Here is a 12,095-nt window from a genome sequence, read left to right as displayed (position 1 = left end):
CTCGGCTCTGAGCGGGGGCTCTCTCGGTATCTTTCCGTTTTCCCGGTTTTCATCCCCATGCCCGTCAACTACCGCGAACCCACCGAACTGCTGCCGGTTGCCGGCGTCCGCCTGGGCGTCGCCGAGGCGGCGATCAAGAAGCCGGGGCGCAAGGATCTGCTGGTGATCGCGCTCGCCGAGGGCAGTCGTGTCGGCGGCGTGTTCACCCAGAACGCCTTCGCCGCCGCGCCGGTGCAGGTCTGCCGTCAGCGCCTCGGCGCCGGCGCGATCCGCGCGCTGCTGGTCAACAGTGGCAATGCCAATGCCGCGACCGGCGCGCAGGGCTTGCAGTCGGCGCGCGAGAGCTGCGCGGCGGTCGCCAGCGCACTGGGCCTGAGCGCCGAGGCGGTGCTGCCGTTCTCCACTGGCGTCATCGGCCAGCAATTGCCGGTGGCGCGCATGGTCGCCGCCGCGCCGGCGGCGGTCGCCGACCTGCGCGAGACTGGTTGGCTGGATGCGATGCGGGCGATCATGACCACCGACACCGTCGGCAAGGGCGCCAGCCGCCGCGTCGTCACCAGTCAGGGCGAGGTGACCGTTACCGGCATCGCCAAGGGCGTGGGCATGATCCACCCGAACATGGCGACCATGCTCGCCTACATCGGCACCGATGCCCGGCTGACCCCGGCCGCGACCCAGACGCTGATCGCCGAGGTCGCCGACCGCAGCTTCAACTGCGTGACCGTCGATGGCGACACCTCCACCAACGACGCCTGCGTGCTGTTCGCCACCGCCCAGGTGGGCAGCGCCGAGGTTGATGCCGGCCATCGCGACTACCCGCTGATCGCTGCCGCCGTCGAGGCGGTCTGCCTGGAACTGGCGCATGCCATCGTCCGCGACGGCGAGGGCGCCACCAAGTTCGTCAGCATCGAAGTGGGCGGCGCCCGCGACCGCGCCGAGGCGCGTGCGGTGGCGCTGTCCATCGCCCACTCGCCGCTGGTGAAGACCGCGTTGTTCGCCAGCGACGCCAACTGGGGCCGCATCGCCATGGCGATTGGCAAGGCCGGCGTCGAGGGCCTGGATGTCAGCCGCGTCGATATTTCACTCGACGCGGTGCCGGTGATCGTCGGCGGCCAGCCGCATCCGGACTACGCCGAGGCCAAGGGCGCGGCGGTGGTGGCGCAGGATGAGTTCCTGATCCGTGTCGGCCTCGCGCGTGGCGCGGCCAGCGCCACGGTCTGGACCTGCGACTTCAGCTACGACTACGTGAAGATCAACGCCGAGTACCGGACGTGAGCCTCATTCGCCTGCTGCGCTCGGTAGGCAAGGTTCATGCGCTGCTCGCAATCCTCACGTGGCGCTGCCACGCTGCGGTTGCTGCGCTGCTATTCACCTCGCCTGCCTTCGCTCACAACGGCGACTGAAGCTCCCGTGTCTGACCTTATCCGGCCTACTATCCATGTCGCCTGCGGCGTGCTCTGCCGCCCGGATGGTCAGGTGCTGATGGCGCAGCGGCCGGCGGGCAAGATCGCCGCTGGTTGGTGGGAGTTTCCGGGCGGGAAGATCGAGGCCGGTGAAACCCCCTTGCAGGCGCTCAAGCGCGAGCTGCACGAGGAACTGGGTGTGGAACTGCGCGCGGCGCAGCCGCTGATCCGCTTCGCCCACGACTACAGCAACCGCCGGGTGGTACTCGATACCTGGCTGGTCACTGCCTTCGATGGAGCGCCGCAGTCGCGGGAGCAACAGGCCTTCGCCTGGCTGCCGCCATCCCAACTGGCAACGCAGGAGCCGGCCCTGCCGACGGTGGCGCCGATTGCCCAGGCCTTGCGTCTGGCGCCGCATTACGTCTTCACGCCGCCGGACGCCGAGCCGAGACAGTGCTTGCCGCAGCTGGCGTGCTTGCCTGCCGGCGCGCTGCTGCGCCTGCGCTGGCCGGGCCTGAGCGACGGGGATTACGCGCGCGTGGCCACCGAATGGATCGCCGCCAGCCGCAGCTCCGGTCTGCAATTGCTGCTGGACCGCGATCCCGCCCTGGCGGAGACGCTGGGAGCGGCCGGCTGGCATGCCGACAGCCGGACCTTGATGAGCTTGTCAGCCCGCCCGCCCGGACTGGCGCTGTGCATCGCTTCGGTCCACGACGCCACCGAGCTGCAACGGGCGGTGGAGCTGGGCTTCGACGCCGCCGTGCTCGGCCCGGTTCTGCCGACCGCCAGCCATCCGGGCGCGCCGGCATTGGGCTGGAGTGGGTTCGCCGAACGGCGCGGTCTGGCGCCGATTCCGGTGTACGCCCTCGGCGGTCTGGGGCCGGGCGATCTTGAGCAGGCCCAGGGACAGCACGCTCAGGGCGTGGCCGGGATCAGCGCCTACTGGTCGTCCTGAGACGGACGCGGTTCGGCTTCGTCGCTCTCCACCACCGGAATCGAGTAGCGACCGCTAGCCCAGGCGCCGAGGTCAATCAGCTTGCAGCGCTCGCTGCAGAACGGCCGCCAGGGATTGCCGGCCTCCAGCGAAGACGACTTGCGGCAGGTCGGACAGGCGCCGATGCGGGGTGGGTTCATGCGATCAGCAGCGAGCAGCACTGCAGCCGGAAGGGCACGTCGCGATTGACCTGCTGCGCGCGGCTGTCGACATCGCGCTGCTGCATGAAACGCAGGCTGTAGCGATGGCGACCGGCGCTGATCTCCGGGTAGAGCGCGCCATCGGCGACCACCGAAACCCGCAGCAACTGGTGCGCGCTCTGCGGCATGTGCAGGTGCACGCCGCCGTGAGCAGTCAGGGTCTGGTCGCGACCGGAGTGGCGCAACACCTTCAGGCAGACCTCGATGGCGGTCTCGTAAGGCGCGAAGTGCGCGAACCAGCGGCCGAGGTCGTCGCGCACCCGTAACGGCGGCTCGGCCAGCCAACGGTGCACCGCCGGCAGGTCAAACGGCGCCGCGCCGCCGGGAATGGCGCTGCGCTTGGCGACTGCGTCGAGAAACTCGTGGCTGCGCAGCACCGAGCCGGCGAAGTGGGTGGACAGTCGCTGCACCCCGCGCAGGGCGTCGTGCAGTTGCTGCTGGGCGCTGGCCATGTCCAGCCCGACCAGCACGCCGGGCAGGCGGCTGAGCGCGATCTGCTGTTCCTGGATTTCCTTGATGACCTCGCTCTTCAGGTCCGAGCGGGCGGTCAGCGCGATGATGTCGAGCAGCGCCTGCAGGCTGGCGCGCAGGCTCCAGGGTGAGGAGTCCAGGGTATGGTGGCGGCGCTGCTGAAACAGGAATTCCAGGCGCAGGAAAGTCCTCACCCGCTCGCTGAGGGGCTGTTCGAAGACGATGGCGTCGGTGAACTCGGACACGCGGGCACTACTGAGAACCAGTTCGCATTCTGGACGATGTGCGCCCTCGCGCCAACCGCTTTTTCTGCCAGTGCCCGCCGGCCGCCGGGTTCACCCGGCCAGCCCCAGATAGCGTCGGTGCAGCGCCAGCACCGCAGGCCGCAGGTCGCCGGCGGGTTCCGGGTTGTCGATCAGGTCGTCGGCGCGGGCGAGACGCTCGGCGCGAGTCCACTGCCGGGCCAGCATGGCGCGCGCCAGCGGCTCGGCAATGCCGTCGCGGCGGATCAGCCGGCTGAGCTGGTCCTGCTCGGGGGCGTCCACCACCAGTACCCGCGAGACCAGCGTGGACATGCCGCTTTCCAGCAGGATGGCGGCCGAGAGCAGGCAGTAGGGCGCGGTCTGGGCATCGCGCCAGGCGCGCAGGCGGGCGCGGATGTGGGGGTGGGTGATCGCCTCCAGCTCGCGCAGGGCGGCGGCGTCCTGGAACACCCGCTCGCGCATCCGGGGCCGGTTGAGGTGGCCATCGGCCAGCAGCATGTCGGCGCCGAAGCGGGCAGCGATCTCCGCCAGCGCCGGCTCGCCCGGCTGCACCACGGCGCGGCCGACGTCATCGGCCTCGATGATCGGCACGCCGAGTTCCGCGAACAGGCCCTGGACATAACTCTTGCCGCTAGCTACGCCGCCGGTGAGGCCGATAGCCAGGCTCACGGCGCGAACAGTGCCAGCACGTCGACACCGACCAGCGCCAGCCAGCCGGCAGCCGCCAGGTAAGGGCCGAACGGCATGGCGGCACCGCGCTGCTGGCGCTGGAGCGCGATCATGGCGATGCCACTGACCGCACCCACCAGGGAAGAGAGCAGGATGATCTGCGGCAGCGCCTGCCAGCCCAGCCAGGCGCCCAGGGCGGCGAGCAGCTTGAAGTCGCCGTAACCGAGGCCTTCCTTGCCGGTGACCAGCTTGAAGGCCCAGAACACCAGCCAGAGCACCAGATAGCCAGCCATCGCGCCGATCACCGCCGAGGGCAGGTCGATGCCGGTGACCGGCGCGCCGACCACGGCCAGCAGCAGACCCAGCCAGAGCAGCGGCAGGGTGAGGTCGTCGGGCAGCAGCTGGGTGTCGAGGTCGATGAAGGCCAGCGCGATCAGCGCCCAGCTCAGCAGCAGCGCGCCGGGCAGCGCGGCGCCGTAGCCGAAGTGCCAGGCGCAGATGCCGCTGACGAGGCCGGTGAGCAGCTCCACCAGCGGATAGCGCAGGGCGATGGGCGCGCCACAGCAGGCGGCCTTGCCGCGCAGCAGCAGCCAGGACAGTACCGGGATGTTCTGCCAGGCACGGATCGGCGCGCCGCAGGCGCCGCAGCGCGAGCCGGGGCGGGCCAGACCGAACGCGGGGAGGTCTTCGCCGGGCTCCAGGCCGAGGATCTCGCGGCTCTCGCGCTGCCAGCGGTGCTCCATCATCACCGGCAGGCGGTAGATCACCACGTTGAGGAAGCTGCCGACCAACAGGCCGAGCACGGCGCAGAGGCCGATCAACAGCAGCGGCTCCGCCGCCAGGACTGCGAGCATGGAAGGTGTCCCTTTCTAGATGGCCTGGCCGAGCTTGAAGATGGGCAGATACATGGCCACCACCAGACCGCCGACGATGACGCCCAGGAAGGCCATGATCATCGGCTCCATCAGGCTGGAGAGGTTGTCGACCATGTTGTCGACCTCCTCTTCGTAGAAGTCGGCGACCTTGGCGCACATCGCGTCCAGCGAGCCGGACTCCTCGCCGATGCCGATCATCTGGATCGCCATCGCCGGAAACAGGTTGGACTGCGACATGGTGAGCTGCAACTGGGTGCCGGTGGACACCTGGTCCTTCATGCGCTGGATGCCTTCGGTGTAGACGATGTTGCCGGCGGCCTTGGCCACCGAGTCCATGGCATCCACCAGCGGCACACCGGCGGCGAACATGGTGGAGAGCGTGCGGGCGAAGCGCGCCACCGCCGACTTGTAGAGGATGTCGCCGAACAGCGGCGCCTTCAGGAAGGCGCGGTCGAGGAAGCGGCGGAAATTCTCGGAGCGCAGATGCGCCTGCTTGAAGGCGAACACCGCGCCGGCGACCGAGCCGATCACCACCCACCAGTAAGCCTGCACGAACTTCGACAGCTGCACCACCATCTGGGTGAAGGCCGGCAGGTCGGCGCCGAAGCCCTTGAACAGGTCCTCGAACTGCGGGATCACGAAGTACAGCAGGATGCCGGTGACCACGAAGGCCACCACCACCACCGCTGCCGGGTAGGTGAGCGCCTTCTTGACCTTCTTCTTGATCTGCTCGGTTTTTTCCTTGTAGGTGGCGATCTTGTCGAGCAGGGATTCCAGCGCGCCGGACTTTTCACCAGCCTCGACCAGATTCACGAACAGATCGTCGAAATAGACCGGAAACTTCGCCAGGCTTTCCGACAGCGACAGGCCGCCCTCGATGCCGGCCTTGATCTGCATGATCATCTCCGCCATCGACTTGTTCTCGTTGCCGCGGCCGACCAGCTCCAGCGCCTGCACCAGCGGCACGCCGGCCTTCATCATGGTTGCCATCTGGCGGCTGAAGATGGCGATGTCCTGGCCGGTGATCGGCTTCTTGCCGCTGCCGAGCAGTTGCAGCTTCTTGTTGACCCGAATCGGATTGATGCCCTGCTTGCGCAGGTGGAACTTCACGTGACCGTCGCTGGGGCCGATCATCTGGCCCTTCAGCTTGTTGCCCTTGCGGTCGGTGCCTTCCCAGACAAAGGTGTAGTCCTTGGCGGCCGGCTTGATGCCGGTCTTGGCGGGGTTCGCTGCGGTAGCCATGAGCCTATTCCGAAAGGGGTGTGCCGACGTTGCCTACAGCTTATTCCGAAACCGTGCAGCGGTTGGCCTCGAGCAGGTCGATGTGGCCGTCCAGCACCTTCTTGAGCGCCGACTCGCGCAGATCCTTGATGCCTTCCTTGCGGGCCTGGTCGGCGATGTCCATGGCGTTGCCACCCTCCATCACGATGCGGCCCATGGCGTCCGAGAACGGCATCACCTGGTAGATGCCGGTGCGGCCCTTGTAGCCCTTGTCGCACTGGTCGCAGCCCACGGCTTCCATGATCTGCGCGCCGGGGGTGTCGAGCTGCTCGGGCTTGAAGCCGTTGCGGATCAGCTCCGCGCGCGGGATGTTGGCCGGCCGCTTGCAGCTCTTGCACAGCCGCCGCGCCAGGCGCTGGGCGATCACCAGCGATAGCGTGCTGGCGATGTTGTAGCCCGGCACGCCCATGTTCATCAGGCGCACGATGGTCTGCGGCGCGTCGTTGGTATGCAGGGTGGAGAGCACCAAGTGACCGGTCTGCGCCGCCTTGATCGCGATCTCGGCGGTTTCCAGGTCGCGGATTTCGCCGACCATGATCACGTCCGGATCCTGACGCAGGAAGGCCTTCAGCGCCGCCGCGAAGGTCAGGCCGGTCTTGGGATTGACGTTGACCTGATTGATGCCGGGCAGGTTGATTTCCGCCGGGTCCTCGGCGGTGGAGATGTTGATGTCGTCGGTGTTGAGGATGTTGAGCCCGGTGTACAGCGACACCGTCTTGCCGGAGCCGGTCGGGCCGGTGACCAGGATCATGCCCTGCGGCTGCTCCAGCGCCTTCATGTAGGCGGCCTTCTGCTCCGGCTCGTAGCCGAGCACGTCGATGCCGAGCATGGCGCTGGAGGCATCGAGGATACGGGCGCAGATCTTTTCCCCCCAGAGCGTGGGGCAGGTGTTGACGCGGAAGTCGATGGCCTTGGACTTCGACAGGTTGAGCTTGATGCGGCCGTCCTGCGGCACCCGGCGCTCGGCCAGATCCATGCGGCTCATCACCTTCACGCGCGCGGCGATGCGATTGCCCTGGCTGATCGGCGGCTGGGCCACGGTCTTGAGCTCGCCGTCCTGCCGGTAGCGGATGCGGTAGAACTTCTCGTAGGGCTCGAAGTGGATGTCGGAGGCGCCACGGCTGATGGCATCGACCAGGATCTTGTTGACGTAGCGGACGATGGGCGCGTCGTCGGCATCGGAGCGGGAGACATCCGGCTCCTTGCCATCGTCCTCGTCGGCCACTTCCAGGTTTTCGAGATCGCTGTCATCGCTGCCCATCATCATCGAGGTATCGGCGGCGCTGGCGGCGATTTCGATGGCCTTGCCGAGCTTGTCGTCCTCGACCAGGATCGCCTCGGTGACGAACCCGGTGGCGAACTTGAACTCGTCCAGCGCCTGGACGTTCATCGGGTCGGAAATGCCCACGAACATCTTCTTGCCGCGCTTGAACAGCGGCAGCGCGCGATGCTTGCGCAGCAGCTTCTCGCCGACGTCCTTGGCGGCTTGGCTATCGAGCTCGATGGCGCTGAGGTCGATCAGCGGCGAACCGAACTCGGCACTGGCCACCTCGGCGACCTGCGCCGCCGTGAGCTGCTTGCTCTCCACCAGCAGCTCAACAAACGAGCGGCTCTGCTTGATCGCCTTCTGCTGAAGGTCACGGGCCAGCTCGTCGCTGATCAGCTTGTCGTTGAGCAGCCGCCGGGCCAGACCACCGAGATAGGGTTGCGGCGCCACCGGGGCACCGGGATTGATTGCGGACACGGGCATTCCCCAGCAGGCTTGGTCTATCGACAGGAGACAACGACAACGATACTAGCCGGACTCCGAGTCCTTGTGAGGCGTCGGAGCGATGCGACCCAGCTACCAGCGCCGGCTCATCGCCTGCCTGGGCTTCCGCGCCCTGTGCATGCTGCTCTATGGCGCCGTCATTTGGCTTATTCCAAAGCTTGAGTGGCTGATCCGCCGGCTGCCCGGCCCTCGGCATTGCTGGTTGGCCAGCGCCGCCGCCCGAACCAGAGCTGCCGCCCCGGGCGCTGGTCGCTGTTGGAATGTTCATCGGCGCTTCCCTCGCGATTCCGTGGCGCCGTGTTCAGGATGTCGTCGCAGATCGGCTTTATCTTCCTAGGGGGCGGCTGTACGATGCGGACGTGGTTTTCTGAGGGGTTCCGCAAAAATCGAGGTGATGTGGTTGGTTCTCCGGCAGCCTTGAGGCGAGGCTGATTGATTCCCATCGGACTAACCCAGCGAAAGGGCGCCACGAAAAGTAAATGCCAACCCCGATTTTCGCATCGTGCGCTTTGTTCGCGCGTTTGGCCGTAGCCGACCGGCGCGGGACCGCTAGCGATAGTCAACTTCGAGCCGGTCAAACGATGAACGAGGCCCAGGCAGAAAGGCGGCCCCAACGAGGTGTTGCTGGCCAAAGATTCAGGCAATTTTGTTTGGCTCGTCGGGCGCCCTTTGCGCAATGATCTACATCGTTCTCGGCACTAAGGCCCAGCTGATCAAGATGGCGCCGGTGATGCAGGTGCTGCGCACCGCAGGTCTCCCGTACCGCTTCATCTCGACCGGACAGCACCGCGAGACGATGGACGATCTGCTCGCCAACTTTGGTCTGCCGGGGCCTGACTACCGGCTCTACGCGGGCCGCGACATCACCTCAGTGCTGGCGATGGCGGTGTGGGCGCTGCGCATCCTTTGGCGGACCTTGCGCCAGCGGCGCGAGATATTCGGCGGCGATGGTCGCGGCATCGTCCTCGTTCATGGCGATACCTTTTCCACCCTGCTCGGCGCCCTAATGGGGCGCGTCGCCGGGCTGTCGGTCGGTCATGTCGAGTCGGGTTTGCGGTCGTTCAACCTGTTCCACCCGTTTCCCGAGGAGGCGATCCGGCTCGCCACCTTCCGCCTGTCGCACATCCTTTTTTGCGCCGGCCCCTGGGCGGTCGCCAACGTCTCGGGGGTTCGTGCCGAGAAGGTCGACACTGGCAGCAACACGCTCGCCGACGCGTTGCGCCACGCCGTTGTGGCAACCGGGGTCGACGATGTGGACATCCCGTCCGAGCCCTTCGCGGTGGTGACGCTGCACCGTTTCGAGAACCTTTACTCGCGAACGGCTCTCGAGCGCGTCGTGGCGATCGTTGAACGGATCGCTCGTAGCCACCGCCTGTTGTTCATACTGCACCCCCCGACCGCGAAGAAGCTCCGGGAGTTCGGCCTCGATGCGCGCTTGGCGGCGCTGCCCGGCGTGGAGCTGCGGCCGCGCTACGACTACTTCCGGTTCATAAAGCTTGTGTCAGCCGCTGACTTCGTCGTCAGCGACGGAGGCAGCAATCAGGAGGAGTGCTTCTACCTGGGCAAACCAATACTGCTGCTCAGGAAGGCAACCGAGCGCCAGGAAGGGTTGGGCGAGAATTGTGTGCTGAGCGGCTACGAGCTGGAGGTTGTTGACCGCTTCGTGGCTGGCTGGGCGGAACACCAGCGACCGCCGCGCTTTCCGTTGCGGTCGGCGTCGGAGTTGATCGTTGACCGCTGCCGGGAGTTTGAATGACGGCGGACTGGGCGCCGCGCCGCTGGAAGCCTGGGGCGCTTGCGCGCAACACAGCGCTCGCCACCGCTTGGCAGGGCGTGCGCCTCGCGCTCCAGTTCGCCTACCTGATCCTCGTCGCCCGGGTGCTTGGTGTCGAGGACTACGGCGTGTTCGCTGGTAGCCTCGCACTGGCGGCGAGTCTGTCGCCGCTGGTCGGCTGGGGTTACGGGATGATCCTCGTGCAGGAGGTCTCCCGCTCGCCGCAGCGCTTCCCCGAGTTCTGGGCCAAGGCGCTGAGGGCGGTCGCGCTGTCGGGGCCGATCACGGCTGCCTTCATGCTGGCGCTGGCGCCGCTGCTGCTGCCGGTGGAAAGCCACTGGACTGTGATCCTGCTGATCGCCGCCGCCGAACTCATCGCGATGCCGCTGGTCGTGGCCGGCTCCCAAGCTTACCTAGGGCATGAGCGGCTCGGCTGGACTATGTTCAACCACGTCCAGCTCAATCTCGTCCGGTTCGGGGCCGTCGCAATGCTGGCCGCGCTCGGGAGAGGTGGGCTGCTTGAATTCGCTTGGGCTTACTTCGGTGCGACGGTGATGGCGGCGGCGCTGTCGTTCGTCCAAGTTCATCAGGCGTTCGGTACGCCGGAATGGCGGCAAAGCGGACTTTCTGGCCGTTTTCGCGAAGGGCTTTTCTTCTCGCTGAGCGTCGTTGCCAACACTGCCCACGGCGAACTCGACAAGGCGTTGCTCTTGCGGCTTGGAAGTGCGGCAGCTGCTGGAAACTACTCGCTCGCCAATCGGGTCGTGTCGGCGACGGCCATGCCGCTGATAGCCTACATCCTGGCCGCCGTGCCCAGGCTTTTCCGCGAGGGGCAGCAGGGAACATCAGCCGCGCTGGCCTTGCGCTTACTGCCTCCAATCCTCGTCTATGGAATTGCTGTGGCGGCCGGCTTGGTCGCCTGCGCGCCGTTACTTCCCTGGGTCTTCGGGGCTGAGTATTCTGAAACACTGCGGTTTGTCTGCTGGCTGGCTCTTCTCCCATTGCTGGTGGGAGTTTCGCAACTTGGGTTAAATGTCCTCTCAGCCTCTGGCCGCCAACGCACTCGAGTTAAGCTTGAATGGATCGCACTTGGTGCCAACGTCGGACTCAATATCGTCTTGATTCCCTTGTGGGGAGCGCAGGGTGCCGTCTTGGCGATGCTTTCTTCTCAGTCTCTTCTGGCCTTAATGCCTATCGCGGCCATTGCTCTGCTGGAAAGAAATGCAATGCCTTTTCAGGGGACCGGAAGTGGGTGAGCCAAGTGCTTTGCCTGTCTGTCGTATTGCTCTGTTCTTGCCTTCGTTGGCTGGCGGAGGGGCGGAAAGGGCTGCGATCAACTTGGCTGCAGGAATTGCGGCCCGTGGTTACTCCGTGGATCTTGTGTTGGCGAGGGCAGAGGGGGCCTACCTGGGGCAGGTTCATCCTAGTGTCAGGGTCGTGGATCTTGGCGCATCGCGCCCCCTCACCGCAGTGCCGGCGCTGTCCCGATACTTGAGGGCTGAGCGGCCGGGCGCGCTCTTGTCGATATTGACTGGCGCCAATATTGCGGCGCAGTTGGCGGTTCGGCTCGCCCGCAGCTCAACGCGCTGCGTGGTCTGCGAGCAATGTACGCTGAGTGTTGATCTCGCCAATTCGTCGTGGTCGAACCGGATGGTTGTTCTCGCGCTCCTGAGGTACTTCTATCCCCGAGCTCATGCCGTTGTCGCCATATCCCACGGAGTTGCCGACGATCTGGCGCGCATAATAGACCTACGACGCGAGTCGATTTCCGTCGTCTACAACCCGATTGTGTCATCGGATTTGGCTCGTTTGTCGCGAGAGGCCGTCAGCCATCGCTGGCTTCAAGGCGGAGGCCCTCCCGTTATCGTCGGCGCTGGTCGTTTGGCAAGGCAAAAGGATTTCGGAAACCTAATTCGAGCGTTCTCACAGCTCAGGAAACGACAGACGGCCCGTTTGATCATTCTTGGAGAAGGAGAGGGCCGGGCGGATTTAGAGCAGCTTTGTCGGGTGCTCGGGGTCGCGGACGATGTCGATCTACCTGGTTTTGTCGCCAATCCCCACGCCTTTTTTTCCCGAGCTGCGCTGTTTGCTTTGTCTTCCCGCTGGGAAGGGTTGGCAAACGTAGTGGTGGAGGCGCTGGCCGCTGGAGTTCCGGTTGTTTCCACTGACTGTCCGAGTGGGCCGAAAGAGATTCTCGATGGGGGAAAGTATGGCCAACTAGTTCCGGTCGAGGACTCCAATGCTTTGGCCGAGGCTATGAGCCGGGTTCTGACAGGGAATTTTGTAGCGACCAACCCGGAGGAAAGCGTTCGCTTGTTCGATGTGGAGACCATCGTGGATCGCTACCTAGAGTTGTTGGTCGGGGACCGCGTCGGCACTATCGCGTAAGGGTTC

12 protein-coding genes are annotated in these 12,095 nt (G+C 65.8%); 6 read left to right on the top strand and 6 right to left on the bottom strand.

The window, feature by feature from the left end:
- Nucleotides 1-57: 57 nt before the first annotated feature.
- Genes argJ through ED208_RS02500 form a run of 3 tightly spaced genes read left to right on the top strand, consistent with a single transcriptional unit; the run spans nt 58 to nt 2,358 of the window.
- On the top strand, nt 58-1,275 hold the full coding sequence (gene argJ, locus ED208_RS02505) for a bifunctional glutamate N-acetyltransferase/amino-acid acetyltransferase ArgJ (protein WP_123210265.1): 1,218 nt from the start codon (nt 58-60) through the stop codon (nt 1,273-1,275).
- Nucleotides 1,272-1,403, top strand: a complete 132-nt coding sequence (locus ED208_RS17665) for a hypothetical protein (RefSeq protein ID WP_267897938.1) — start codon at nt 1,272-1,274, stop codon at nt 1,401-1,403. Before argJ ends, ED208_RS17665 begins: the two co-directional genes overlap by 4 nt.
- A 7-nt stretch (nt 1,404-1,410) precedes the next feature.
- Entirely contained in the window at nt 1,411-2,358 is a 948-nt protein-coding gene (locus tag ED208_RS02500) for a Nudix family hydrolase (protein WP_158608398.1), read from the top strand.
- Here ED208_RS02500 and ED208_RS02495 read toward each other — a convergent pair.
- The 6 genes from ED208_RS02495 to pilB form a co-directional block, all read right to left on the bottom strand.
- Nucleotides 2,343-2,537: a DNA gyrase inhibitor YacG gene (locus ED208_RS02495; RefSeq protein WP_123210263.1), complete on the bottom strand. Its 195-nt coding sequence runs from the start codon at nt 2,535-2,537 to the stop codon at nt 2,343-2,345. The two genes, ED208_RS02500 and ED208_RS02495, sit on opposite strands and share 16 nt — an antisense overlap.
- A complete protein-coding gene (gene zapD / locus ED208_RS02490) occupies nt 2,534-3,313 on the bottom strand; it encodes a cell division protein ZapD (protein WP_123210262.1) in 780 nt (259 codons plus the stop codon). Before zapD ends, ED208_RS02495 begins: the two co-directional genes overlap by 4 nt.
- 90 nt (nt 3,314-3,403) lie before the next feature.
- Nucleotides 3,404-4,000, bottom strand: a complete 597-nt coding sequence (gene coaE, locus ED208_RS02485) for a dephospho-CoA kinase (RefSeq protein ID WP_123210261.1) — start codon at nt 3,998-4,000, stop codon at nt 3,404-3,406.
- Nucleotides 3,997-4,854, bottom strand: coding sequence for a prepilin peptidase (locus ED208_RS02480; protein ID WP_123210260.1), 858 nt, complete (start codon nt 4,852-4,854; stop codon nt 3,997-3,999). Before ED208_RS02480 ends, coaE begins: the two co-directional genes overlap by 4 nt.
- A gap of 15 nt (nt 4,855-4,869) precedes the next feature.
- On the bottom strand, nt 4,870-6,117 hold the full coding sequence (locus ED208_RS02475) for a type II secretion system F family protein (protein ID WP_123210259.1): 1,248 nt from the start codon (nt 6,115-6,117) through the stop codon (nt 4,870-4,872).
- A 40-nt stretch (nt 6,118-6,157) separates the two neighbouring features.
- On the bottom strand, nt 6,158-7,900 hold the full coding sequence (gene pilB, locus ED208_RS02470) for a type IV-A pilus assembly ATPase PilB (protein WP_233574748.1): 1,743 nt from the start codon (nt 7,898-7,900) through the stop codon (nt 6,158-6,160).
- Between the two features lie 703 nt (nt 7,901-8,603).
- On the opposite strand from pilB, the gene ED208_RS02465 reads away from it, so the two are divergent.
- The 3 genes from ED208_RS02465 to ED208_RS02455 are packed head-to-tail and all read left to right on the top strand — an operon-like array spanning nt 8,604 to nt 12,089.
- Entirely contained in the window at nt 8,604-9,683 is a 1,080-nt protein-coding gene (locus ED208_RS02465; RefSeq protein ID WP_123210257.1) for a UDP-N-acetylglucosamine 2-epimerase, read from the top strand.
- Nucleotides 9,680-10,957, top strand: coding sequence for a lipopolysaccharide biosynthesis protein (locus ED208_RS02460; RefSeq protein ID WP_123210256.1), 1,278 nt, complete (start codon nt 9,680-9,682; stop codon nt 10,955-10,957). Before ED208_RS02465 ends, ED208_RS02460 begins: the two co-directional genes overlap by 4 nt.
- Nucleotides 10,923-12,089, top strand: coding sequence for a glycosyltransferase (locus ED208_RS02455; RefSeq protein ID WP_123210255.1), 1,167 nt, complete (start codon nt 10,923-10,925; stop codon nt 12,087-12,089). Before ED208_RS02460 ends, ED208_RS02455 begins: the two co-directional genes overlap by 35 nt.
- Nucleotides 12,090-12,095 lie beyond the last annotated feature (6 nt).

Source organism: Stagnimonas aquatica, from assembly GCF_003730135.1.
GTDB classification, from domain to species: domain Bacteria; phylum Pseudomonadota; class Gammaproteobacteria; order Nevskiales; family Nevskiaceae; genus Stagnimonas; species Stagnimonas aquatica.
The sequence above is the reverse complement of the archived record's forward strand: the minus strand, read 5'-3'. Positions and strand labels throughout refer to the sequence as shown.